Here is a 25508-nt window from a genome sequence, read left to right as displayed (position 1 = left end):
GCCCGCTCAGGCCCGCGGGGATCGCGCCGCGGCGGCGCGCCCGTCGGCCTTCAGGGGCAGGCGTCGTTCACGACGCCGAGCGGCGTGCGCTCCTCGACGACGAAGGGCTGCGCCGCGCTCTCTTCGTCGTTGCCCTCCAGCTCCTGCCACACGAGCAGGACGTCGCAGAGCTCCGCCTCGATCTCGAGGTGGTACCGACCGTTCCTGTCGGTGTCGTCCTCGATCACGCCCCGCTGCGTCCGCTCGTTGAACACGCTGACGCGCGCCCCAGGGCTGCAGTTGCCCGAGATCTGCCACACGCCCTCCCGGTCCGCGGACGGCCGCATCGTGTCGGCCGGCTCGGGCGGGGGGAGGGGCAACGTCGGGCTCAGGCACGCTGCACCGGCGAGCAGCGAGGTCGCGAGGGCAAGAGCAAGATGAAGCGCAGCGCGGCGGAGCATCGGCACGGCACCGCTTCATAGCACACCGTGTGCCGCGCCTTCGACGCCCGCGAGCGCCGCGGTATGCCGTGATCTTCAGCCGTCGCGCCGCGGCCCGCCGGCCGGGCCGTCAATTCTGTTGGCGCTCGCGTCCATCGGTTTGCAGCACGCGCAGGGCGACGCGCCGCTTCGCCGTGACCGCGCCGAGCTCCGGGGGCAGGGGGAGCGCGGCGCCGCGCTCGCCCTCCTCCTCGTCGAGCAGCTCGCCCACCAGATCGTAGTCGCTCGCCTGCGTGATCCGGACGCGGCACATCTCACCCGGGCGGACCTCGCCGCCGGAGAGGTAGACCTGCCCGTCGATCTCGGGCGCCTGGCCGGCGTGGCGGCCCATGAGCACGTACTCGTGCTCGTCGCTCGTCCCCTCGACGAGCACATCGAGCTCGCGGCCGATCATCGCGGCGCTCTTCTTGTGCGCGATGCGGCGCTGCAGCGTCATGAGGCGGCGGTAGCGGCTCGCGGCGGTGCGCGCGGGGACCTTGCCCTCGAGCGCATGGCTGCGGCTCGTCTCCTCGTCGGAGTAGCGGAACACCCCGACCCGCTCGAACTCGGCCCAGCGCACGAAATCGCAGAGCTCCTCGAACTCGGCGTCGGTCTCGCCGGGGTGGCCGACGATGAACGCGGTGCGGAACGTGAGGTTGGGCACGCGCTCGCGCAGCGTGGAGACGACCCGCCGGAGCCGGTCGCCGCCGTGGCCGCGCCGCATCCTGCGCAGCATCGCGTCGGCGGCGTGCTGGAGCGGCATGTCGACGTAGGGCACGACCCGCGGGTGGTCGGCGAGGAGCTCGATGACGTCGTCGGTCATCGTCTCGGGGTACAGGTAGAAGAGCCGCACCCAGCGCACGCCGGGCACGTCGGCGACCTGCTGCACGAGCTGCGCGAGCGTCGCGCGCGCGTCGCCTTGCGCGCGGCCCGCGGCGTCGCGGCCGTAGGCGATCGTGTCCTGCGAGATGAGGTTGATCTCGCGGACGCCCGCCGCCGCGAGCTGCTCCACCTCGCGCACCACGTCCGGGATGGGCCGCGAGCGCTGCGCGCCCCGCAGATCGGGGATCACGCAGAACGAGCAGGTGCGGTTGCAGCCCTCGGCGATCTTGACGTAGGCGCTGCCGCCGGGGGTCGAGAGCGTGCGCGGATCGCCGGCGTGGATCAGCCACTCGGCGGGGTTGCCGACGAGCATCCGCTCCGCGTCGCCCGCGAGCACCCGGCCGAGCTTGAGCATGTCGCTCGAGCCGAGGAAGTGATCGACCTCGGGCATCTCGCGGGCGAGATCCTCGGGGTGGCGCTGCGAGAGGCAGCCGGCGACCACCAGCCGCTTGCAGCTGCCGCGCTCCTTGTGCTGCGCCATCTCGAAGATGGCGTCGATCGACTCCTTCTTCGCCTCGCCGATGAAGCCGCAGGTATTGACGACGATCACCTCGGCCTCGGCGGCGTCGTCGACGTGCGCGTAGCCGGCCGCGCGGGCGACGCCGAGCATCACCTCGGAGTCGACGCGGTTCTTGGGGCACCCGAGGCTGACGAAATGGACCTTGCGCGAGCTCATGTCGCTGCTCCTTCGCCGTCGATGAAGACGACCCTGCCGGCGGCCAGCGTCATCTTGACGCGGCCCGTGAGCTGCTTGCCGAGCAGCGGCGTGTTCTTGCTCTTCGAGCGCAGGCGCGCCGGGTCGAGGACGAAGCTCAGGTTCGGATCCACGAGGCAGAGCTCGGCGCGGGCGCCGACCTTGATCGCGGGCGCGTCGAGCCGCGCGATGCGGGCGGGGGCGCGGGTGAGCGCGTCGACGAGCCGCCCGAGGGGGAGGGCGCCCTGGCGGACGAGGTCGAGCAGGACCGGGGCGACGAGCTCGAGGCCGATGAGGCCGGGCGACGCCTCGGCGAACTCGCAGTCCTTCTCGAGCGTCGAGTGGGGCGCGTGATCGGTCGCGACCGCGTCGATCGTGCCGTCGGCGAGCGCCTCGCGGAGCGCGTCGACGTCCGCCTGCTCGCGCAGGGGCGGGTTGACCTTGCACGCGGTGTCGTAGCCGAGCACGGCGGCGTCGGTGAGCGTCAGGTGGTGCGGCGTCACCTCGGCGGTCACGGCGATGCCGCGGGCCTTCGCCTCGCGGAGGATGCGGACCGCTCCGAGCGACGAGACGTGCGCCACGTGGTAGCGCGCCCCGGTGGCCTCGGCGAGCAGCACGTCGCGCGCGACGATGATGTCCTCGGCCACGCGGGGCCAGCCCCGGAGGCCGAGCCGCGTCGCGATCGCCCCCTCGTGCATCTGCGCCCCCTCGGTGAGCGCGTGGTCCTCGGCGTGCTGGATGACCGGGAGATCGAAGGTCTTCGCGTACTCGAGCGCGCGGCGCATCACCGCGCTCGACGTGACGCAGCGCCCGTCGTCGGAGACCGCCACCGCGCCGGCGTCCTTGAGGTCGGCCATCTCGGTGAGCTCGGTGCCCTTCTGGCCCATCGTGATCGCGCCGATGGGGTGGAGGGCGGGCCCCGAGAGCGCGCGGGCGCGCGCGATCATGGCCTCGGTGATGGATCGGGTGTCGTTGACGGGTCGCGTGTTCGGCATCACGCACACGTGCGCGAAGCCGCCGGCAGCCGCGGCGGCCAGCCCGGAGGCGATGTCTTCCTTGTACTCCTGCCCGGGCTCGCGAAGGTGGGCGTGGAGATCGACGAAGGCGGGGAGGAGCAGGAGCCCCTCGCCCTGGACGACCTCGGCCCGGTCGGCGCGGCGCAGATCGTCGGTCGCTGCGCCGCGTCCTACCCGGGTGATGACGCCGTCTTCCACGACGACGTCGACAACGTCGTCGAGCTGTTGGGCTGGGTCGACGGCGCGCACGCCGACGATGAGAAGGAGAGGGGGAGGTGAGCCGATAGCCGCCATGGGAGCGCGCTCCCCTAGCACATGCGCCTCTCGCCGTGCACCGCTGCGGGGTCAGCGGGGGCCCAGAGCGCTGCGAGGACACCGCTGCGAGGTCAGCGGGTGAAGCGAGGGAAGCCGCGCGCTGGCCGGTAACGATGACGAGACGCGACGCAACGTGACCGGCGGCGGGCAACACGGGATGGAAGAAAAACGCTCAGGGCGTGACGCGGGGCTTGACGGATCGCGAAGGGGTGAGGTAGTGATGCCGTCCCCGCTCGCGAAGCTGGCGGAATTGGCAGACGCGCTGGATTCAGGTTCCAGTGGGGTAACTCCCGTGGAGGTTCAAGTCCTCTGCTTCGCACAAAGCGCTCTTCTTATTCTTCTTTAGCCACTGTAGTGGCCTTCTCCTTATTTGCCGTTTTTTGCGGCTCTTGCGATCGCAGCGCTTCCCGTTCCGGGGGCGCTGCGGCCGCGGCGTCCGGTTCGAGCGACGCCGAGCCCCGCTCCGGTCCTCCCACCGGCCCCCCCGCATCGAGCGCCTCGACCGAGCCCGCTGTCGCAACGGCGCCTGTCGAGATCGCGCCTCCGCAGGGGACCGGCGTGCAGGAGTTCGTTCCCCTCGGGACCCTCGCTGCGTGCAAGGTCAAGTCGGGTGATATGGCGACCTACATCCTGCGCGAGGGGATGGGGGTGGCGGGCCGGGCCGACGGCTCGTTCGGCGCCGTGTGGCTCGTGGATCTCAAGGGCGGGGACGCGCAGATCGCGTTCGCCGGCTTCGACAGCGATGCCCGGCAGATCGCCCGGGCGAGGGCGATCTCGAACACGCGCGAGGCAGGGCTCCGGATCTTCTCGTCCGGGGACGCGTGGGCGATCACGTGGTTCGACGCGGAGGGGCTCGCGTACGCCCGGCCCCGCTGGGAGACGACCCCGCCGGCGGAGATCCAGCGCGTCGGCGCCATCGGCAGGGACGTCAGCGAGCATGTCGCCATCGCGCCGGCTCCGGGCGGCGCCCTGGTGGCGGCGGCCCCCTTCGGGGCGGAGCGCAATCAGCTGGGGGTGTTCCGGTTCGCGCCGGTGGATCCCGCGCAGCCGCAGCTCAAGGCCGTGGGGGTAACGCGCCACACAAAGAAGCCGCGCTGGCCGGCGGTCGCCGCGGACGCGTCCGGCGGCTACCTCGTCGCGTGGCACGACGAGGCGGACGGGAGCATCCAGGCCTCGCGGTTCGATGCGGCCGGCAGGGAAGGGAATGCCCACGTCGTGGCCAAGCCCCAAGGCAGCGACCTCTCGGCCGCGGCGACTCAGGAAACGCCGGACAGGGAGCGGCGGCTCGGGCTCGTGGCCACCGGCGGCGGGGCGCTCGTGGCGTGGAACGAAGGGTCCACCCTGATCGCCCGCGCGCTGGACGCCGAGGCGCAGCCTCGCGGGGCGCCCTGGGTCCTCGGCAAGGGCAAGTGGCGCGCGATCGCGCCGAGCGGGGACGGGGCGCTCGTGGCGTGGGTCGGCCACGATGGCAAGGCCGAGGGGCAGCTCCTGCTCGTGAAGCTGGCCGCCGACGGAGCGCCTTCTGCCCGGGGGATCCGGGTGTCGGATGGGGTGACTCCTGTAAAGGATTCTCCCAGCCTGGCCCTCGTCGGCGAGCGCGTGGGCGTCGCATGGACGGAGGCGATGAGCCGCGGTGTGAGCACGAAGCGCGCAGTCTTGCGGGTGCTCGAGCGCGCCTGCATCCCTTGAGCTCCGACGCGACGAGAGGGCGCGTACCGCGGGCGTAGCTCCGACTCTGGCGCTAGGATAAGGGACGTGAGCCACGCATGCGGCCCGAGTCAGCCACCGCCGAACCGCGATGCGAACGAGCCTCTGGCGGCGCTCCGGGATGGGCGGGCGGGCCTCCTGCCCGGCGAGGGCGAGCTGCCTGTCAGCGCGCCCGCCTGCGACGAGGCGGCGCGCGTCGCTGCCGCTCCCCGAGCGCCGTCGCCGAGCGGCGCCACCACGCCGCTGCCGGTCATCCAGGATCCTTACCTCACCCGGCCGCTCCCGCCGGAGCGACCGCCGTTCTCGACGCTGGCCGTGAGCTCGGTGGTCGCGGCGCTCTTCGGGCCGCTCGGGGCCATCGCCGCGATCGCCTTCGGCTGGGCGGCCCGCCGCGAGATCGAGCGGGCCCCCGAGGCGCGCAGGGGCCAGGTGCTCGCCAGCGTGGGGCTCTCGCTCGGCGTGCTCCTCACCCTCTGCTGGAGCTCGGCGATCGGCTTCGGCGTGTGGATGTGGAGGACGCACAACAGCGGCGAGACCGCCGCCGCCGCCATCGGGGAGGGTGAGCGCTCGCCGGAGCCGGCGAGCACCGCGTCCCCGGCGGCGCCGCTGCCGGACGCGCCTCCTCCGGCGGCCCAGCCCGGCGGCAGCGTCCCTCAGCACACGATCCAGCGGCGCATCGGCGGGGTCTCCATCGTCGATATCGGCGTCGACGTCTCCACGCTCAGCGAGGAGCTCGCCAAGCAGCGCGCGGATGCGCACGCCCGGGGCGAGAAGGTCCTCGTGATGACGACGAGCGATCCGTGCGAGCCGTGCCGCGGCGTCGACCGCGCGCTCAGCGATCCGCTGATGCAGACCGCGCTCCGGAGCGTGCGGCTCGTGCGCGTGGACATCGACGTCTTCAAGGAGGACCTCGATCAGATCAAGATGCCGCGGCGGCTTTACCCCGGCTTCTTCCTGCTCTCGCCGGATCTCTCCCCGCAGGACGGGATCAACGGCGGCGAGTGGGACGACGACATCGCGCGCAACATCGCGCCCGTGCTCGGGGCGTTCGTGCGCGGCCAGTACACGACCCGCCGCCAGCCGTGGCACCCGCTGCCGGGCTCGGGCATGCGGCTCTGAGCGACGTCGCGTGCGGCGGCCAGCCCCCCGCGCCTCGGACGGGGTAAGCTCGGCCCGTGAAGCGCTTCATCCAGCTCGCCCTCTTCGCTCTCTGTGTCGCGTTCAGCTTCTCGGCGGCCTACAACGTCTTCTCCGACAACGCCGAGGTCGAGCGGAGCGCGGCGCTCGTCGCATGTGGCGAGGATGGTGGCTCGCTCGCGCCGGATCCGCGCCGCGCGGGCGGGGACTGCAGGGCGCAGATGACCCGGCTGGAGCGGACGCCGTTCGGCCAGACCTTCGAGTTCACCACCGCGAAGCGCACCGTGGGCGTCCGGTGCGAGCGTGCGCTCGTGCTCGCGGGCGAGTACAGCTGCAAGCTCAGGTGATCGTCGCAACGGCGGCCTCGCGGGAAGGAGCGCGCCCCGTCCTCGGAGCGCCGGGCCGCGCGCCGGCGGATCGGCGCAGACCGCGGCCGGCGTGCAGCAGGCGACGCCGGGGCAGCGCACGCGGCGCCGCGCCGACCCGCGCCACGCAAGAGGCGTTACACTCGCGAGAGTTACGCTATTGTGGGCGGCCGTGACGAATCACGCAGCGCGCCTGCCGCTCTCGATCGGTCCCGAGGCCGGGCGTATCCTCGTGCGCTTCGCCTGCGCGCTCGCGGTGGCCTCGCTCGGAGCGCCGTCGCGTGCGCTCGCCGCGCAGCTGCCCTCGCAGGCGCCGCTCACTTCGCCGGGGGCCGCGCCCGCGCCGTCCGGCGCCGCCCTGCCGCCGCAGGGCAGCGCGCCACCGCTGCAGGGAAGCGCCCAGGACCCGTCCGCGCCGCCGGCGATATCGCAGGAGGAGGGGGCGGAGAACCGGCGCCGCATCGAACGAGCCACCGCGCTGCACGATGCGGCGCAGGGGCTCTACCAGCACGGCCAGTACCGCGCCGCCATCGCGAAGCTGGAGGCCGCGGTGGCGCTCGATCCCGAGGGGAAAGAGCTCATCTACAACCTGGCGGTCATCCACGAGCGGCTGGGCGAGATCGAGCAGGCCGAGCGCTACTACCGGCGCTACCTCGTGATGGAGGCGCTCCCGAAGGAGCGTGAGGAGGTCGCGGCGGTCCTCAAGCGGCTGCAGGGGGCGAAGCGGGAGCTCTCCAGCGCGAAGCCGCCGCCCGCGCCCTCGCCCTCCGTCCAGGCCTCCGCGGCGCTGCCGTATCTGCCGCGCCTGCCGCGTCGTTCCGCGGCGGCGGGCAGCGCGAAGCCGCATGGGCCCTGGCTCTACGTCAGCGGGGGCATCGCTGCGGGGTCCCTCGCGGTCGGCGGCGTGTTCGCGGCGCTCGCCGTGGCGCGGGATCCCGGCCCCAGCGAGCGCACGGGCGGGGGCGTCTCGGTGGCCGATCTGCAGGCCGACGCGAGCGCCGCCCACCGGTGCGCCGTCGCCGCGGATGTCGCCCTGCTGGTCGCCGGGCTCTCCGGCGCAGCGGCGCTCTACCTGGCCCTGTCGCCGCGGGCTCCCGCGGCGAGCCCGCGCGCCGCGCGCCCGGCCTCGGGCGCTCCGAGCTCGGGTCACGACGACGGTCCGACCTCGCGCGGCGCCCGCGCAGGGGAGGAGGCGCCGCGCGTCGGCCTGTCGCTGGGCGCCGGGGGAGCCCGGCTCCGGGTGCAGTTCTGATGGACCTCGGCGTCGCGGCGCGCAGGCTCCTCCGCGGGCTCTCGGCGCTCGCGCTGCTCGGCGTCGGGTGCGAGGTCCTCGTCGATGGCAAGCTGGGCTCCGTGCCCTGCTCGGACGAGGGCGCGATCGGGCCCCCGGCGTGCCCCGAGGGCGCCGTTTGCAGGGACGGGATCTGCATCGACATGCTGCCCACCGAGCGCGCGCTGGGGGCGCCCTGCGCGGATCACGAAGACTGCGGAGCGCGCGATTTCTGCCTCGATACCGCGCTGTTCGACGGCAAGGGGCCGCGGGCCTGCGCGCGCGCCTGCTGCACCTCGAGCGACTGCGATCCTGTCCGGGACGCGGTCTGCTGGATCCCCGACGGCGGAGGGAGCGGCCTCTGTCGCGTCGGCCGGTACGTCGGCCGGCCCGAGGTGGGTACGCGGCTCTCCGGCGCGACCTGCGCCACGTCTGGCGACTGCCGTTCTGGCATCTGCAACGAAGGCGCCTGCGTCGACACCTGCTGTTCAGACACGAACTGCGCGACGAACGGGGCGGCGTGCCGGTTCACGACGGGCGTCGTCTCGGCCGGTTCGGCCTGGGCGTGCCAGCCCGTCGGCCAGGGCGAGGGCCGCTACTTCGACGAGTGCGCTGGGAACGCGGACTGCGCCTCCGGGCTCTGCGTCTACGTCGAGGGGACCCGCCGCTGCACGATCCCGTGCTGTTCCTCGGACATGTGCCCGGCCGCGCCGGGCGACGTGATGCAGAACGTCGGCTGCGCCAAGATCACGGTCGGGGAAGGCTCGACCGTCCGGGCGTGCGCGAGGCCGCTGCCCGAGCACAGCTTCGCCGCCGTCGGCGTTCCGTGCGCCACGGATGATGCGTGTCGGAGCGGTATGTGCGTCGAGCATCCTGAACAAACACAGCGATTCTGTAGCGATGTCTGTTGCGGCGAGGCGTCCTGCGGCGACGCCTCGTCCTTCGGCTGTCGCCCCCATTCGACGGGTCCGTCGTGGGCCTTGCGATGCGAGCCCAAGTGACGGACGATCCCCCCCATCGCGGTGGTAGCTCCTACAGCTGACGACCAGTTCCCGGCCAGCGCACCCGGATCGTCCGGCGAGCCCAGCAGGGCCTTGGCGCTGATCTGCCCGCGGTGCCACCACCCTTCGGCGGTCGCTCTGGACGCGAGGAGCTCGTCCAGCCTGCTCCCGCCCGCCGCCGGCCATCGCGGTTCCCAGACCGGCCCGTCCGCGAAGCTGCCGCGCTGCCCCCACGACGGGCGGGCCCTCGTGAGCCGCGAGGCGCTCGCCGAGGCCGAGGGGGACCCCTTCCTGGGGATCACGATCGCGGATCGGTTCGTGATCGTGGGCAAGCTCGGCGCCGGCTCGATGGGCACGGTGTACCGCGCGCGCCAGGAGGCGATGGGCCGCGACGTGGCCATCAAGATCCTGCGGTCGGACCGGGCCTTCGACGCGCAGGCGAAGGCCCGCTTCACGCGCGAGGCGCGCGCGATGAGCCTCCTCCGGTCGCCGCACACGGTCACCGTCTTCGATTTCGGCGAGATCGTGGACGACGCGACGGACGCGGCCTTCGGTCGCGGCCGCTCGGCGGAGCAGAGCTCGCCCGCGGAGGGGGCGACGTGGCGCAGCGGCTCGCTCTACCTCGCGATGGAGCTCCTGGAGGGCGAATCGCTCGGGCAGCGGCTCAAGCGGCTGCGACGGCTGCGCGTCGGCGACGCCGCGCGCTTCGCCCGGCACGCGCTCCTGTCGCTGGCGGAGGCGCACGACAAGGGGATCATCCACCGCGACCTCAAGCCGGACAACCTGTTCCTGGCGAGGCCCCCCGCGGGCGAGCACGAGGAGATCTGCAAGGTGCTCGACTTCGGCATCGCGAAGGTGATGACCGGGACCGAGCGGCCGGTCGACGCCCTCGAGACCCAGGCGGGCACCGTCTTCGGAACGCCGCGGTACATGTCTCCGGAACAGGCCCAGGGCAGGCCGCTCGACGCGCGGAGCGACCTCTACTCGCTCGGCGTGCTCCTCTATCAGATGCTGGTCGGCCGGCCGCCGTTCATCGACGACGACGCGGTCGTCGTGATGGCGAGGCACATCCAGTCGCCGCCGGTGCCGGCGATCGAGGCGGCGCCTGGCGCCGGGATACCGTCGTCGCTCTCGGCGCTCCTGCAGCGCGCGCTGGCCAAGCGGCCCGACGAGCGGCCGCGGAGCGCGCAGGAGCTCATCGCGGAGCTCGATCGCGCGATGGACCAGGCGAGGCCGAGCCTGAGCCGCGAGCGCCCCGGCCCGATCCAGCCAGCCGAGGTCAGCGCGACGAGCGAGCTGCTCGCGGTCGTGGGCGACGACGTGGACGCCTCGCAGCCGCCGAGCACGTCGCGCCCCGCGCCGCGGAGGCGCACCTCGCGCGTCGCCGTCGGGACCGTCGCCCTGTCGCTGATCGTGACGGCCCTCGCCGTGCGCGAGCTCCGACGCCCCGCCGACAGCGGCGTGCGCAGGCTCCAGACGGGGGTGGCGCTGGAAGCCAGGGCGCTCGCGGACGCGATCGCGCTCCCCGCCCTGCCCCGCGTCGCGCCACCCACCGCGACGGCGACGGCGGCCGCGACGACGGCGGCCGCGACGGCACCCGCGCCGGTCCCCGCCGGCGCCGCCAGCATTGCTCCCGAGCCCGCGGGCGTTCCCTCCGCGCCGACGCCGAAGCGCAGGCCGGCGCAGTCGCGCAAGCCGTATGTGAAATTCGACTGATGACGGCAAGCGCGCAGCGTCGCTGCGCGAGGCCGATCCGGGCGCAGGAGGTCCGCACGTCGACGAGGCCTGCTGCGCGAGAAGCAGCGGCGGTCGTTGGCGAATTGGGCCGAGAGTCGCTGTACGAGGCGGAGGCTAACGTGTAACTTCGCCGCGCACCGATGGATCCCCGGGAGATGGAAACGCTCATCCAGCGCCTCGTCACGAATCCGCATGACGGGGAAGCCCTGGCGTATGCGCACCGAGCCGGGGAGCAGGACCCACGCTCGTACGCGATGCTGCTCGAGCGCGTCGGCAGCTCCACCGCGGATCCGTCGTACGCGGCGCACTGGCTGAGCGAGGCGGCGAACGTGTGGTCGACCACGATCGGCGACGCGCACCACGCCGCGCGGACGCTCATGATCGCCATCGACAAGGACCCGACGCAGCGGACGGCGGCCGAGCGGCTGGCGCAGCTCTACCGCGACAAGGGCGATCAGAAGGCACTCGTCGCGCTCCTGGAGCGGCTCGTCAAGGCGCTCACGCCGCTGCTCTTCGAGCGACCCGAGGTGCGCGCGCAGCTCTCGACGCTCCACGAGGAGCTCGGCCGCCTGTGGGGCGAGCCGCCGCTGTCGCGGCCGGAGCGCGCCCTGGAGAACTGGCGCCGCCTGGCGGAGCTCGATCCGCACAACGTCTACGCCATCTACGCCGCGCGCGAGCTGCTGAAGGCCCAGCAGCAGTACGCCGAGGCGATCCCCTACTTCGCGATGGAGCAGGCGCTCGTCGACGACCCGGAGCGGCGGCTCGCCCTGCTGCGCGACGAGGCCGACATCCGGCGCCGCGCCGGCGACCTCGCCGGCTCCACGGTGGCGCTGCGGAGCGCGCGCGCGTTCGTGCCGCACGACGTGGGGCTGATCCAGGCGCTCGGCGTCGCCATCGTCGACCGCGTCGAGGCCGGCGAGCCGGTGCCGCAGCCGGAGCGCGACGAGGCCGCGGAGCTCTTCGTCGCGCTCGCGGAGACGTACGACGGGGAGTACGGCTACTCGTACTCGGTGTACGCGCTGCGCGCGCTGCCGGGCCACGACCGCGCGATGCAGCTCGCCGATCACTACGCGAAGCAGCTGGGCCGCACCACCGAGCTCCGCCCGCGCTACCTCGCCTACCTCCAGGTGAACCCGAACGGGTTCATGGCGGCCGAGGCGCGCAAGAGGGCGTCCGTGCCGCCGCCCCCTCCGCGGCTGCCGTCGGTGCCGCCGCCGGTGAGCGCGATCCCTGCTCCGGCGCGGGCGCCCTCGGCGCCGCCTGCCGCGGGCGTCGCCCCTGCGCATGCGCCGCCGGTGCCCCCCTCCGGCGTCCCGTCGCCCCCGGCAGCCGCCGCGAGCGCGGCGGAGCTGGCCCAGCCGGCGGTCGCCGCGTTCGCGCCGGCCTCCTCGTTCGCTCCCGTGCCGGGGCCCGCGGCCTCGGACGCGCCGGCGTCGGTCCCGAGCGCCGCCGGGCCGAGCTCCGGCCCGGTGCAGGCCGCACCCGCCTCCGCGCCGGCTCCTGCTGGAGCCCCCGGCGCCTCGCCCCCGCTGGAGGCGTCGCCCGCGGCAGACGAGGTGACCGAGCCCCGCAAGCCGCTGCCGCTCGCCCGATTGCGCGAGGTGCTCAAGGCCGATCCCGCCAACCCGGACGCCCTCGCGCAGGTCGACGAGCACCTCCGCCAGAAGCGGATGTTCGCCGAGCTGCGCGATGTCCTGCTCGCGGCGGCGCGCGTCCCCACGGCCCCCGTCGAGCGCCGGATGGCGCAGCTGCGCGACGTGGCGGGGCTGTGCGAGGCGCAGCTGCGCGACGTCGACACGGCGGTCCAGGCCTGGAAGCTGCTCTCCGAGCTCGATCCCGGCGACGCGCAGGCCCACGCCGAGCTGCGGCGGCTGCTCGAGCGGAGCTCCCGCTGGGACGATCTCGCCGCGCTGCTCGAGCAGGAGGCCGTGGCGACCTCGGACGTCGCGCAGAGGATCGAGATCGAGCAGCAGCTCGTCTCGCTCCACGAGCAGAAGCGCCGCGATCCGATCGCGGCCGCCGAGGCGTGGGTGCGCGTCGCGACCCTCTCGCCCGAGGACAGCACGGCGATCCAGTCCGCGGTCAAGCTCTTCGAGCGGGGCGAGCGGTTCGACCTCGCCGCGCGGGTCCTCGCCGACGCGGCCTCCCGGTTCCAGGACAAGCTCACCCGCGCGCCGCTCCTCCAGAAGCTCGGCGAGCTCCGGATGCGGCTCGACGAGCCGGGCGCCGCGGGCGACGCGTACAGCCAGGTGGCCGAGCTGCTGCGCCAGCCGAAGCTGTGGGAGCTCTCGGAGAAGGCCTACGTCGCGGCCGGCCGGCTCGTCGAGGCGGCGAGGGCGCTCTGCGAGCGCGCGCTGCTCGCGGAGCGCAACGCGCGCCCGGCGCTGTTCGTCCAGGCCGCCGAGCTGCTCCTCAGCGCCGGCGACGTCGAGGGCGCGCTCGACCGGGTCGAGCGCGCGATCGAGATCGATCCGGCGAGCGACGGCTGCGCCCCCGCGATCGAGGACCTCTACCGGCGCACGAACCGCTTGCCCGAGCTCGTGCGGTTCCTCCTTAACCGGGCCGAGCTGCTCGGCGACCGGGCGGCGCGCGTCGCGGCGCGGCGGGCGGCGGCGGTGGCGCAGCGCGAGCTCGGCGACCGCGACGGGGAGCGCGCGACGCTCTCGCTGCTGCTCACCGACGGCGAGGACGCCGAGGCGCTCGCGCGGCTCGCCGATGACGCCGGCGAGCGCGGCGATCACCAGCACGGCGCGGAGCTCCTTCACAGGCTCAGCGCGCTCACGGACAGCGAGCCCGGCAAGATCTCGCTCGTCCTGCGCGAGGCGCGCATGCTCGCGGACGGCTCCGGCGACCTCGAGGCGGCGATCGCGCGCTACGAGAGCGTCGTCACCGATCTCGATCCGCAGAACCGGATCGCGCTCCGGGGGATCGCCGATCTCGAGGAGCGGCGCGGCAACCTGCGGGGCACCGCGGGCGCGCTCGAGCGCGAGCTCGCGCTCGTGGACGGCCCCGAGCAGCTCGACATCGCGCAGCGGCTCGCGACGCTCTACGAGGGGCCGCTCGACGATCCGCACGGCGCCGTCAGGGCGCTCGAGATCGTCCACGCCGCCGAGCCGGACGACCTCGACGCGGTCGCGCGGCTCCTGCGGCTCGCCGAGCGGCTGAACGACTGGCCGACGGTCGCGCGTCTCCTGGCGGCGTTGATCGAGGTGGAGGGGGACGAGGACGAGGCGTCGAACATGACCCGCCGCCTCGCCGAGATCCTGGAGCTGGCGCTCGGCAGGAGCGACGAGGCGCTGTCCCTCCTGGAGCGGCTCGCGGACCAGGGCGACGAGCCGTGCCGGGATGCGTACGTCGCGCTCGGCGACCGCCTCGGGTGGAAGGGCGTCGTCGCGACAAAGCTGGTCGCCTGGAACGAGTCGGTCGCGCGCGCGGGGCGCGAGGTCGCCCTGCGCGGGGCCTTCGACAGGTTCGTGGAGGTCGACCGCCACCGCGACGCCGCGCGCGTGGCGATGGAGCTCGCCCGCTCGCGCACCGCCGACGCCGGCCTCGCGGCGAAGCTCGAGGCGATCGCGGTGGAGCTCCAGGATGGCGAGGCCCTCGCCGTCGCGCACGAGCTGCTCGCCAGGGATCTCTCGGGCATGGCCCGCGCGGTCGAGCTCATACGGCAGGCCGAGGTCCGGGTCTCGATGGGCGCCGACCCGCTGGAGTCCATCCACCACGGCGAGGGCGCGCTGTCGAGCGTGCCGACCGCCGAGGTCGAGCCGCTGCTCCAGCGGCTCGCGGCGCTGGCCGAGGCCCCGAGCCTCATCATCGATCTCTTCGAGCGCCAGGTGGGCCGTTGCCGCACGCCGGCCGATCGCCTCGCGGCGCTCGTCCGCGCCGCCCAGATCGCCTGCGAGCGCGGCGCCATCGATCGGGCGAGGAGCTTCTTCGAGCAGGCCCTCGGCGGCGGCGTCCAGGAGGAGACGATCACCACCCTCGAGCGGGTGGCGCGGGACGACGACGAGCGGTCCCAGTCGACCGTGCTGCGCACGATCCTCGCCGAGGCGCTCGCGGCCGGCGGCCAGGGCTCGCGCGACGGCGGCCGCACCCGGGCGGCGCTGCTGCGCCGGGCGGCCACGATCGCCTACCAGGACCTCGGCGAAGTCGACCGCGCCTTCAGCTGGCTCGGCGACGCCGTGCTCACGCAGGTCGACGACGCGTCGCTCGACGCCCTCGAGGCGCTCGGCCGCGAGGTGGGCGACCTGCCCCGCATCGGCGCGACGCTGAACCGCGCGCTGGACGAGGTGTTCGACGGCCCGCTCGTGCGCAAGCTCCTTCAGCGGCGGGCCAGGCTGCGGCGCGACGTGCTCGGCGACCGGCAGGGCGCCGCGACGGATCTGAAGAAGCTCCACGACCTGTCGCCCTCGGACCAGGACGTGATGAACGAGCTGTCCGGTCTGCTGCAGGAGCTCGGCGACCACCGCGGCATGATCCAGCTGTACGAGGACCAGGTCCTCCGCGGTCGCGATCCGGCGCAGCGGGCGGAGCTCGCGCGGAAGGTGGCGCGCCTCTGGGAGGAGGAGCTCGGCGAGGCGCGGGAGGCGTCGGACGCCTGGCGCCGCGTCCTCCGCATGAAGGCGGGCGATCCGGAGGCGACGGCGGGCCTCGAGCGGGCGAAGACCGGCAAGCTCAAGCGTACCCCGCCGCCGCCCTCGCTGCCGACCCGGCCGCCGGGCCTGCCGCTGACCGAGCCGCCGCTCGCGCCCCGGTTGCCGACCCTCGAGGCTCCCGGCGTGGAGATTGGCGTTGCGGCGGCGGCCTTGAGCAACGGCTACGCGGGCGGCGGGGTGCAAGCCGCTGCCGAGGCGCTGCAGGTGGACGCCCCCGAGGTGGTCGGCCCGGAGGCGCCGCAGATCGCGCCGGAGCCGCAGGCCGAGGCGTACGGCGACGCGTTGATCGCGACGGCCGAGGGCGACGCAGACAGCGGCGCCGTCGACGCCCACGCGGCGCCGCCCGAGGAGCAGGAGCTTCCTCCGGAGAGCGCCGGCCACGCCGCGCCGATCGCCGACGAGCAAGCCGCCGCTGCGCCGCGGTCGGACCTCGACGGCGACGCTGCGCCGCCGGCGTACGGCGGCCTCGACGACGGCGGCGAGGCCTACGGGGCGGAGCCCGTCGCGCCCGCTACCCCCCCGCAGCCCGTCGCGCCGCCGCCGTCGTCCGCGGCGCCCTCGCGTCCTCCCACCATCGCGCCGCCCCATCCCCCGCCGCTGCACGCAGCGGCGGCCGGGGGGGCCGCGCTTCGGCCGTCGTTTTACCCGCCCGCGCTGCCGCCCCTGCCTGCCTCCGACGAGGTCGACGTCGACGAGGACGCGGAAGATGTGGAGTTCCTCGACGACGACTCCGGTGCTCCTTAGCCGCGCAACGGAGAGATCTTGAGCCACAGAGGCACAGAGGAAACATGCCCCCTCTGATCCTCCCCCCGGCGCTCCGACCGGGCGACACCGTCGCCGTGATCGCCCCCTCCAGCCCGTTCGAGCACGTCCTCGCGCGGGTCGGCCTCGGCTGGCTCGCCCAGCGCTACCGCGTGCTCTTCGATACCGGCGGAGGTCCACCGCTCGCCGGCGACAGCCGCGGGGGCGGGGAGCCGTCGCTCTCGGCGCCCTCCAGCCACGGGATGTTCGCGCGGACCGGTTACCTGGCCGGCAGCGACGCGCGGAGGAGGGACGAGCTCGTCCGCGCGCTGTCGCACCCCGACGTGCGCGCCATCTTCGCGGCCCGCGGCGGCTACGGCGCGAACCGGTTCGTCCACCGGCTCGACTGGAGCGTCCTCGCCGAGCGCCCTCGCTGGATCGTCGGCTTCTCCGACGTCACGGCCCTCCACGTCGAGGCCACGCGCGCGGGCGTCGCCTCGCTCCACGGCGCCCACGTCACAGCGCTCGGCCGCGGCGATGCCCGCGCCCGCGCCGCGCTGATCCGCGCCCTCGAAGATCCGCTGGGCGAGCGCCGCTTCGACGGCCTGGCCACGCTGCGCGCCGGCGCCGCCGAGGGCCCGCTCTTCGGCGGCAACCTGGCCCTGCTCCACGCCTGCGCCGCGGCCGGCCGCCTCCGCGTGCCGGAGGGGTGCGTCCTTGTGATCGAGGACGTCACCGAGCGGCCCTACCGCATCGATCGCATGCTCGCGACGCTGGAGGTCGGCGGCCACCTCGCGCCGGCCGCGGCGGTGATCCTGGGCGACTTCGAGCAGTGCAACCCAGGCCCGGACGGCGTCACGGTGGACGAGGTCCTCCGCGACAGGCTGCTGCCGCTGGGGGTCCCCGTCGTCGCCGGGCTGCCGATCGGCCACGGCCTCCGCAACGAGCCCGCCATCCTCGGCGGTCGCGCGCGCGTCCTCTCGCTCGGCCCCGAGGCCGTGGTCACGCTGGCGGGCGCCTGAGCGCCCGCAGGATCACGCGATCACGCGATCACGCGATCACGCGATCACGCGATCACGCGATCACGCGATCACCAGAAGATGCTCTTCCGCTCCTTCAGCCCGCGGTTCAGCATCGACTGGATCCGGCCCTTCACGAGGCCGACCTTCTCCTGGATCACCGCGTCGTCGTCGTCGGGATCGCCCTGGAACGTCATGGGCTCGCCGAAGTAGATCCTGTATCGGGTCGGCAGCGGCATCTGGCCGCCGGGGATCAGCACCTGAGGGATGATGGGGAACGTCGGCATCCCGAGCGCCTTCGAGACCGACTCGAGGTTGCCGAGCGAGATGTACTGTTCCTCGCCCCCGACGACCGCGATGGGCACGATCGGCGTGTCGGTCTCCAGCGCGAGCCGCATGAACCCGAGCCCGAAGTCGAGCAGCTGATAGCGGCTGGAGAACCCCTTCGAGATCCCGCGCGTCCCCTCCGGGAACACAAGGATCGCGGCGCCCATGTCGAGCAGCCGCCGCGCGTTCTCGGGCACGCCGACCACCTGGCCCACGCGCGAGAAGAACGTCGCCACGAACGGCAGGGTCTGCGTCCACTTCTCGACCATGCTCCGCATCACGCGCGGCGGCTCGGCGTCGAGGAACAGCGAGGCCGCGATCAGCAGGCCGTCGAACGGGAGCTGGCCGGAGTGGTTGGCGATCAGGAGGACCCGTCCGGTCGGGACGCGCTCGATGCCGAACACCTCGGTCCGGAAATAGAAGCGATGAAAGAAGGCCGCGACCCCGACCGCGTACTTCGCCCACGCGCGGTCGAGCCCGAACGGGTCCACCCCGTCGGCGGCGTGCGGCAGCGCGACCCGGCGCAGCCGATCCTCGAAATCCTGACCGAGCAACCGGATGGTCGCGTCGTCGATCGTGCCGCGCAGGCTGTCGACCCCGACCCGCGCGAGCGGCAGCGCGCTGTGGGTGACGAAGTGGCTCAGCCTGGCGAGCGTCGTTCTGCTGGCCATGGGCGCGGGACGATAGCAAACCTCGCGTGAGACTGCACCGGCAGGAAGGGCTTGACCATCGGCCTCCTCGAAGCGACCGTCGCTCCGATGAGCGAACGAATGCTCGGTCGAGGCCGCCGCCCCGGCGCAGATACGGATCCGTCCCTCCGGCCGATCCTCATCACCGGCATCTGCGGTCGTCTCGGACGGCGGCTCGCGCGGCGCCTCCACCGCGAGCGGCGCGTGATCGGCGTCGACCGGCGCAGCTTCGACGGGGGCCCCAAGGACATCGAGCATCACCAGATCGATATCCGCCGCAAGAAGACCCAGGACATCTTCCGCCAGGAGCAGCTCGCCGCGGTGGTCCACCTCGGGGTCATGCACGACCCGCGGGCCAGCCAGATGGAGCACCACAGCTGGAACCTCGCAGGCTTCCAGCGGCTGCTCGAGTTCGTCGCGCAGTACGACGTGCCCAAGCTCATCGTGCTGTCCAGCGCGAACGCCTACGGGCCGCGCCCCGACAACCCGCAGTTCATCACCGAGGACGCGCCGCTGCTCGGCGGCGCCTCGTTCAGCGAGATCCGCGACCTCATCGAGGTCGACATGCTGGCGCAGTCGTTCTTCTGGAAGCACCCGCAGACCGAGACGGTCGTCCTCCGGCCGGTCCACATCCTCGGCTCCGTGCGCAACGCGCCGTCGAACTACCTCCGGCTCAACGTCATCCCGACGCTCCTCGGCTTCGATCCGATGGTGCAGGTCATTCACCAGGACGACGTTGTCTCCGCGATCGCCGCGGCGCTCCGCCCCGGCGTGCGCGGGATCTTCAACCTCGCGGGCCCGGCGCCGCTGCCGCTCTCGCGCGTCATCGACATGACCGGGCGGGCGCGCGCGGCGATCCCTCACTTCGTCATGCAGACGATCATCCCGCGGCTCTGGCGGTTCCGGGCGACCTCGTTCCCGGCCCCCGAGCTCGATCACATCCGCTACGTGTGCATGGTCGACGACCGGCGCGCGCGCGAGATCCTCGGCCACACGCATCAGCACGACATCCAGGAGACCGTCCAGGCGGTCGACGACATCACCTGAAGGGCGCGTCATGAAGCGATCGACCCGGATCGAGCGGCTCGTCGGCTATTACGAGGACTTCGCGCCCGACTACGTCTCCACCTGGAAGGACATCCAGCACTACGAGAAGCCCGTGCGCGCGTTCCTGCGCGATGCCGTCCCCGAGGGGGGCCGCGTGCTCGACGCGGGCTGCGGTCCGGGCCACCTCACGCGCGATCTCCCGCCGTCCGTCGACGTCGTCGGCTTCGACATCGCCGAGGGCATGCTCGAGATCGCCCGCAAGAAGCGGCCCCACGGCGCGTACCACCGGCACGACTACCACCTCCCGATCCCCCGCTCGTGGGGGCGGTTCGACGTCGCGCTCGCGCTCGGAACGCTGGAATTCTGCGACGATCTCGCGCTCGCCCTCACGAACCTCGCCGGCGCGATGCGTCCCTCCGGCCGGATGCTGGTGAGCATCGTCGAGCGCAGGCCGCACGTCCGGATGCACGAGCGCGCCGCGCGCCCGCTCTCCGACGCCGAGCTGTCCGGCGTGAGCATGTATCTTTACACGTTCGCCGAGCAGACAGACGCGATCCTGCGCTCGGGCCTGCTCCCGCGCAGCTACCGCCTCCACCCGGGCTGGCGACACACCGAGTACGACGTCGACGTGCTCTACGCCCTCTGGGATCTCGAGGCCCCGCGCAGCGGCCGATGATGCGCCGAGGACACGCGGCGAGCCTTTCCGCGCCGCGCCGTCCGGGGTAGAGAGGGCGACGGTGCAATGGAAGTGAAGCTCGGGGGCGCCTTCCTGACCTGCGCGATGGGGCCGTTGCACCACGCCGGCGCGTCCATTCAGGCCAGCAGGGTGCCGGAGGGGCTCGGTGCGCTCACCCCCGAGGGGCTCCTCGGCGGCTTCCAGCGCGGCGTCGAGCACGCGGCGAAGCTCGCCGGCGTCCGCAAGGAGGACGTCGAGCGCCTCCTCCCCATGGACGAGGTGCGCGAGGCGGTCGAGCGGCTCGGCGACAGCCAGACCGAGGCCGTTGTCGCGTGGGACGTCTACGCGGGGCGCATCGGCGGGCTGCTCGAGGGGGTCGCCGAGGTGACCGACTACGGCCAGGCGCCGGACGTCGGCCTGTGCCTGGAGCGGCTGGCGAACAAGGTCCGGCGCGATCGTCCTTTCGCGGAGCCGCTCCAGGCGCTCGCCGACGACATCGCGACCTGGCAGACGATGATCGGCCGCTGCCGCAAGCTGCTCGACGAGAGCGGCGGCGGCGCGCTCGCCAAGGCGTACCGCCGCCGGCAGATCCGCAAGCTCGCGTCGATCGCGGTCTCGGCCCTCGTCATCGTGGCGGCGCTGTCGGTGATCGTGCGGGTCCAGACCGCCCGCGCGCGCGTCGACGCGCTCCTCGCGCGCCCCGAGGTGTGCGCCGTCCGCGAGATCGCGTCGGGCGATCTCGGCCGGGCGGCGAGCGAGCAGCAGCGGCGCGTGGCCGCGCGGATGGAGCAGTGCGCCGCGGTGGAGGCCCGGGAGGCGCGCGAGCGCGAGGAGCGGGTGCGCGCCGAGGAGAAGGCGCGCGCCGAGGAGAAGGCGCGCGCGGAGCGCGACGAGAAGTGCGCCGCGCTCGCCGTGCGGTTCAAGGCGGGGGCGTTCTCGGAGGAGGACGGCAAGCTCGCCGGCGTGAACAACGATCTGCTCCGGCGGATCGCGCAGCGGAGGCTCCTCGCCACCGACGTCGGGCCGACCGGTCCTGCGCTCCCGTGCGACGGCGCGCGCGGCGGCGACGAGCTGCGCGCGGCGTTCGCGGACGCCCTGATCGCGTCGGTCTGGACGTGGGTGCCGTCCGCCGATCCCGGCCCGAAGCTCGGCGAGGTGCTCGCGGCGCGCCGCGCTGAGCTGCCCCCCCGCGCGCAGACGACGCTGTCGTTCCGCACCGTGCACGAGGCCAAGCGGGCGATCGTATCGGGCGATCCGGCCGCGCTCGGGCGGGCGACGCGCCTGTGCGCGCTCACGGCCGCGCTCGAGATCGCGAGCGGTGCCGGCTGCGCGGCGCTGGAGAGGATCGCGGGCAAGCCGGCGCCGTGAGCCTGCGCTCAGGGACGACGCCGGTGAGGTGAGGGGAGGGGGAGCCGGAGCAGCGCGGGCGCGGCGATGGGCGTCGCGCCCGCGGGGCTGTCTACTTGAAGGCGGGGATCGACTCCGAGTCGAGCACGCAGAAGTGATCGGTCTCTTCCTGCGCGGGGTCCACCGCCGCGCACTTCACCTTGAGCTCCGGCGAGATGCCTGAGAGGGGGTCCTGGCAGATCGTGTCATCGGGTTTCCCGCCATTCCCACAGGCGACCAGCGGCCAGAGCCCGACGACCTTGTACCGCGCCGTGCAGCTCTCTTCCGAATACGTGACTTCCGCCTCGAACTGATTCCCGAGGTTGGCGGCCGTCACGTACACGCGCAGATTGCTCCACTCGAGCTTGCGCGATCCCGGTTCCAGAGGCGGCTCGCCGCCTTCACCGGCGCCGTCCTCTCCAGCGCCGCCTTCGCCGGCGCCGCCAGCGCCGCCTTCGCCAGCGCCGCCAGCACCGCCTTCGCCGGCGCCGCCTTCACCGCCTTCGCCGGCGCCGCCAGCACCGCCTTCGCCAGCGCCGCCAGCACCGCCTTCGCCGGCGCCGCCTTCACCGCCGGCGCCACCTTCGCCGGCGCCGCCTTCGCCGCCGGCGCCGCCCTCGCCGGCGGGCAGCACCACCACCTCGGCAGGGGCGAGCGACGGTACCGTGCAGATGTCGTTGTCATCCGGCTGGAGGGTCGCGAAGGTTCCGATCGCGAACGCGTTCAGGTCCGGGTTCGGATCGATCGTGGCGCCGCCGCGGTACCAGCCGCCGAACTCCTCGGTCTGGATCGCGACGAGCTTCGTCTCCCGATCGGGGATCTGGTCGCCGTTCGCGTCCGGGTTGTAGGTCTGCATCCCCACGCGCTCGACAGTGCCATTCTTCCGACCGCAGGGGCTCTCCGCATCCCCGTCGATCAGCGTGAACTTCGTCGCGTACGGGTAATAGCTGGCGGTGCCGACCATGCATTCGGGCTTGGGCTGCGAGCAGCCCGGCGACATCGCCGCGAGCGGTGAGAGCGCCGCGAGCCCCGCCATCCCAACAAGCCATCGCCTCTTCATCGCTTGCTTCCTTTCACCGGCGCGCCGCGCCTAGAACGTGACCCGCGCGCCGAACCGGAACTGCCGGGGCGTCTGGTACTGTGTCGGCTTGCCGAAGTTCGGGTTCTTGGCGTTCTCCGCGAGCGGCTGGCCGTCCATGGTGGTCACGCACGTCGATTTTCCGGGCCTCGATTCCAGATCCTCGGGCGTTCCATCGACGCACGGGTTCACGTTCGCCGTCGTGTAGCGCTGGTCCACCGCGACGATCTGCTGGAAGTTGAAGATGTTGAAGACATCCATGCTGACGGTGAGCTGGCTGTCCTTCGAGAGCCGGACCGAATAGCCGAGGTGGCCATCGAAGTTGTGTTGCCAGGGCAGCCGCTCGCCGGAGCCGCGGGGCAGGATGAACGCCTCGTCGTAGCTGTACAGGTAGTGCGAACCCCAGTAGTCGATGGGGGCGCCCGAGCGGGACCGGTACGTGAGGCCGAGGTCGACGAGCATGTTCTTCGGGAGCTCGAACGTCTTCGCGCCGTAGATCTTGATCTCGTGCGCGTTGTCGCCGGGCAGGGCCCCGTCGCGGTTGACGAGGAGCGAGGCCAGATCGAACTCCGAGTTGATGTTCGGATCGAGCTGGTCCGTCTCGGGCTTGAAGAGGCCCGAGTAGTTGCCGCGCAGGTAGGACAGCGTGTAGCTCGCCTGGGCGAGCCACAGGTCGGCGAAGGCCTTCTGGAAATAGAGGGTCACCGCGTCGTAGTCGCGCCTCGCCTCGGGGAAGTCCTTCGCGATCCCCTTCCCGGGGTTGCCGATGAAGTAGGTGTTCGCCTCGTCCCGGCTCATGTCCTCGATGACGTTGTTCATCCAGCGCTTCGTGTACGTCGCGCCGATCCGCCCGTTCGCGATGATCTCGTACTCGCCGCCGACCACGAGCTCGTCGGACGACTGCGGCGCGATGTCCGGATCCACAGGGGACTTGCCGCCGCCGATCGTGTACCATGACCGGTTCGGATCGTGGCTCCCCATGATCTCGGGCCGGTTCGCGTCGCCCCGGCACTGCCCTTCGCCATAGCCCTTCGCGTCCACGGGATCCTCGGGGTTACAGCCGTCGTCGCCCTTGACGTGGTAAGAGCGGACGTTCCGCTCGTCGCCGAACGCGCGATCCATCATGTCGAGGGGGACGCTCTCGTAGTACCGTGCGTAGTTCGCGAACACCTTCGACCGGCCCTGCTGCGTGATGTCGTAGACGACGCCCACGCGCGGGGACCACTGGTTCGCGAGCGCCAGCCCGAGCTTGCCGTCGCTGGCGTACAGGTACTGCGCGTCGTAGCGCATTCCGACGTTCAACGTCACCTGGTCGAGGATGCTCCAGCTGTCCTGCACGAACGCGCCGATCGTCGCCCCGAGCGACGTCACCGTGATCTTGTCCTGGATCACGTAGTCCCTGGCGCCGGGGCCGGTCGCCAGGCCATCCGGACCGGTCAGGAAGCCGAGCTGTCGCTCGTCGTGGAAGGCGTCCCAGTCTCCCTCTTCCTGGTAGCTGGTGCCGCCCGCGTACGCCTTGATGTGCTTGTACGTCGTGATCTCGCCGTCGATGCCGGCCTTGACGACGTGGTGACCGAGCGCCTCGAAGATGCTCGTCACCATCGCCTTGAGCTGGAAGCGGTTGAGCGAGGCGTCGTCGAGAAAGTCAGGGCCGCCTTTCCTGTACGTGTTCAGCGCGCACGGATCGTGGGTCTCGGAGAGCTCTCTTCCGTTCTCGTCGAGCTCGCCGGTCCGCCGGCTCAGCCACCTGCACATCTGCCGGGCCTCGGGCGAGAGCCGCTCGAATTCGCCGATCGAGTGCCGGTAGGGGTCGTACTTCCCGAAGCCCACGAAGGGCCTGCCCGCCAGGCCCTCGTTCGTCCCGAGCTCCGAGCCGTCCGAGGGCAGCCGCGCGCTGCGCTGGCTGTGCCAGCCGAGCGTCGCGTCGAGCAGCAGGGTCTTGTTGTTGAACGCCGATGCCCACTTCAGCGCGACGTCGTTCGATGACGCCACGTACTCGTGCGCCATCGCGTTGTACGTGCCGGCGATGTTGGCCACCTCGACGATGCCCTGCTGCGGGTCGTACCCGAAGTTGCCGTTGCCGCCGGAGGAGGACGGCGATCCGTAGACCGAGAGCGCGATGCTGTGATCCGGGTCGATCTGGTAGGTCAGCTTGCCGAGGTACTGCAGCGTCTGCTCCTCGGCGCGGTAGAAGCTCTGCGTGCCCGGCAGCCGGTCGAGGACGTTGAGCCCCGTCTCGGGATCCGTCACCGTCTCGAAGGTGTCGCGGTCGTAGCGCGTGGCGAACAGGTTGCGCTCCAGCTCGTGGCTCTTGAACGCGACAGCGGCGCCCGCGAAGAACCAGAGCTTGTCCTTCAGGATGGGGCCGCCGACCTCGAAGCCGTAGTCGCGGATGGACGACAGGCGCGTGTCCGTCTGGACGGTGGCGCCTTGGCGGCGGACCTCCTTGAGCTTCCCCTCGGTGGCGCCGGGCGTGATGTTGAAGAAGACCGAGCCCTGGAACCTGTTGCCTCCGCTCTTCGTGATGACGTCGAGGACGCCTCCGGTCGCGCGGCCGAACTCGGGCATGTACCCGCCGGCGATCACGTTGACCTCCTTGATGAACTCCATGGTGAGCGGCGTGCCGATGATCCCGTACGCCGGGTCGTTCACCGAGAGGCCGTCGATCACGTACTGGTTCTCGGGCGAGGACGTGCCGGCGATGGACGTCCCGTACTCGTCCGTCTGCGCGCCGGGCGTGGTCGCGGCGATCGATTCGAACGAGCGCGACGCCGCGCCCTTCCCCGTCGGGGGCGCCACGGCGATGCGCCGCGTGAAGTCCTCCGTGATGCTCTGGCCCACCGTGCTCGAGCCGACGTCGACCGTCGGCGCGCGGCCGACGACGACGATCTCCTCCGCCTTCAGCGCCTCCGGCAGCAGCTCGACATTGACCCGGAGGGTCGTCCCGGAGCGGACCGCGATTCCGCCGCGCGCGTACGGCTTGAACGACTCCTTCTCCAGGCGGAGTGTGTAGTCGCCTGGAGGCAGGTTCGGGATACGGTACTGGCCTGTGCCGTCCGTGACCACGAGCTGCTCCCCTTGCAGCGCGGGTGAGGTCGCCGTCACGACCACATCGGCGACGGGCGCTTTGCTCGAGGCGTCGATTACCCGTCCGATCAGAACGCTGTTGCCCGTCTGCGCGAGCGCCGGCACCGCGGTCAACAAAGTCATGGCGAGCAGCACCAATGCCGCCCACATCCCCAACGGTGCACGTGGTGAGCGCGCTCCGTGTTTCATCCTCTTTTCGAGAAACTTCACGGAATTCCCTC

At 72.7% G+C, this 25508-nt stretch carries 17 protein-coding genes and 1 tRNA gene; 12 read left to right on the top strand and 6 right to left on the bottom strand.

All coding sequences use genetic code 11. The features are described from left to right. Nucleotides 1-50 precede the first annotated feature (50 nt). The 3 genes from WMF28_RS21385 to WMF28_RS21375 form a co-directional block, all read right to left on the bottom strand. Nucleotides 51-440, bottom strand: a complete 390-nt coding sequence (locus WMF28_RS21385) for a hypothetical protein (protein ID WP_437604290.1) — start codon at nucleotides 438-440, stop codon at nucleotides 51-53. A gap of 109 nt (nucleotides 441-549) precedes the next feature. Next, on the bottom strand, nucleotides 550-2016 hold the full coding sequence (rimO, locus tag WMF28_RS21380) for a 30S ribosomal protein S12 methylthiotransferase RimO (protein ID WP_437604109.1): 1467 nt from the start codon (nucleotides 2014-2016) through the stop codon (nucleotides 550-552). Further along, nucleotides 2013-3344 carry a dihydroorotase gene (locus tag WMF28_RS21375; RefSeq protein ID WP_437604108.1) on the bottom strand — a complete coding sequence of 444 codons (1332 nt, stop codon included), beginning with the start codon at nucleotides 3342-3344 and terminating at the stop codon, nucleotides 2013-2015. The genes rimO and WMF28_RS21375 overlap by 4 nt, the downstream gene beginning before the upstream one ends. Nucleotides 3345-3600: 256 nt before the next feature. Between WMF28_RS21375 and WMF28_RS21370 the strand changes: the two genes are divergently transcribed. From WMF28_RS21370 to WMF28_RS21330, 9 genes are all read left to right on the top strand, one after another. Beyond that, nucleotides 3601-3684: transfer RNA gene (locus tag WMF28_RS21370), tRNA-Leu, on the top strand. Between the two features lie 239 nt (nucleotides 3685-3923). Beyond that, a complete protein-coding gene (locus tag WMF28_RS21365) occupies nucleotides 3924-5054 on the top strand; it encodes a hypothetical protein (RefSeq protein ID WP_437604107.1) in 1131 nt (376 codons plus the stop codon). A gap of 66 nt (nucleotides 5055-5120) precedes the next feature. Continuing rightward, nucleotides 5121-6191 (top strand): DUF4190 domain-containing protein, encoded by a 1071-nt coding sequence (locus WMF28_RS21360; protein ID WP_437604106.1) that lies wholly within the window; start codon nucleotides 5121-5123, stop codon nucleotides 6189-6191. A gap of 56 nt (nucleotides 6192-6247) precedes the next feature. Beyond that, nucleotides 6248-6556 carry a hypothetical protein gene (locus WMF28_RS21355; protein ID WP_437604105.1) on the top strand — a complete coding sequence of 103 codons (309 nt, stop codon included), beginning with the start codon at nucleotides 6248-6250 and terminating at the stop codon, nucleotides 6554-6556. A gap of 190 nt (nucleotides 6557-6746) precedes the next feature. Next, nucleotides 6747-7826 (top strand): tetratricopeptide repeat protein, encoded by a 1080-nt coding sequence (locus tag WMF28_RS21350; protein WP_437604104.1) that lies wholly within the window; start codon nucleotides 6747-6749, stop codon nucleotides 7824-7826. After that, a complete protein-coding gene (locus WMF28_RS21345; protein WP_437604103.1) occupies nucleotides 7826-8845 on the top strand; it encodes a hypothetical protein in 1020 nt (339 codons plus the stop codon). The genes WMF28_RS21350 and WMF28_RS21345 overlap by 1 nt, the downstream gene beginning before the upstream one ends. A gap of 249 nt (nucleotides 8846-9094) precedes the next feature. Continuing rightward, nucleotides 9095-10561, top strand: a complete 1467-nt coding sequence (locus WMF28_RS21340; protein ID WP_437604102.1) for a serine/threonine-protein kinase — start codon at nucleotides 9095-9097, stop codon at nucleotides 10559-10561. A 176-nt stretch (nucleotides 10562-10737) separates the two neighbouring features. Beyond that, a complete protein-coding gene (locus WMF28_RS21335) occupies nucleotides 10738-15981 on the top strand; it encodes a hypothetical protein (RefSeq protein ID WP_437604101.1) in 5244 nt (1747 codons plus the stop codon). 44 nt (nucleotides 15982-16025) lie between these two features. Then, a complete protein-coding gene (locus WMF28_RS21330) occupies nucleotides 16026-17000 on the top strand; it encodes a S66 peptidase family protein (RefSeq protein WP_437604100.1) in 975 nt (324 codons plus the stop codon). Nucleotides 17001-17068: 68 nt separating this feature from the next. Here the strand turns inward: WMF28_RS21330 and WMF28_RS21325 are convergent, their stop codons facing one another. Beyond that, the gene (locus tag WMF28_RS21325) at nucleotides 17069-17995 is read right to left on the bottom strand and encodes a lysophospholipid acyltransferase family protein (protein WP_437604099.1); all 927 of its coding nucleotides are present in this window, start codon (nucleotides 17993-17995) and stop codon (nucleotides 17069-17071) included. Between the two features lie 87 nt (nucleotides 17996-18082). On the opposite strand from WMF28_RS21325, the gene WMF28_RS21320 reads away from it, so the two are divergent. The 3 genes from WMF28_RS21320 to WMF28_RS21310 all read left to right on the top strand — a co-directional run bounded on the left by WMF28_RS21320 (nucleotide 18083) and on the right by WMF28_RS21310 (nucleotide 21104). Then, the gene (locus WMF28_RS21320) at nucleotides 18083-19060 is read left to right on the top strand and encodes an NAD-dependent epimerase/dehydratase family protein (protein ID WP_437604098.1); all 978 of its coding nucleotides are present in this window, start codon (nucleotides 18083-18085) and stop codon (nucleotides 19058-19060) included. Nucleotides 19061-19070: 10 nt separating this feature from the next. After that, a complete protein-coding gene (locus WMF28_RS21315) occupies nucleotides 19071-19736 on the top strand; it encodes a class I SAM-dependent methyltransferase (protein ID WP_437604097.1) in 666 nt (221 codons plus the stop codon). Nucleotides 19737-19802: 66 nt separating this feature from the next. After that, entirely contained in the window at nucleotides 19803-21104 is a 1302-nt protein-coding gene (locus WMF28_RS21310) for a hypothetical protein (protein ID WP_437604096.1), read from the top strand. Between the two features lie 91 nt (nucleotides 21105-21195). Here WMF28_RS21310 and WMF28_RS21305 read toward each other — a convergent pair whose 3' ends face one another. Further along, nucleotides 21196-22182, bottom strand: a complete 987-nt coding sequence (locus WMF28_RS21305; protein WP_437604095.1) for a hypothetical protein — start codon at nucleotides 22180-22182, stop codon at nucleotides 21196-21198. Nucleotides 22183-22212: 30 nt separating this feature from the next. After that, complete coding sequence (locus tag WMF28_RS21300; RefSeq protein ID WP_437604094.1) at nucleotides 22213-25410, bottom strand: TonB-dependent receptor; 3198 nt, start codon at nucleotides 25408-25410, stop codon at nucleotides 22213-22215. Between the last annotated feature and the right edge of the window lie 98 nt (nucleotides 25411-25508).

It is taken from the genome of Sorangium sp. So ce590 (assembly GCF_051521365.1).
Taxonomy (GTDB): Bacteria; Myxococcota_A; Polyangia; order Polyangiales; family Polyangiaceae; genus Sorangium.
This window is presented reverse-complemented; position numbering and strand designations above follow the sequence as displayed.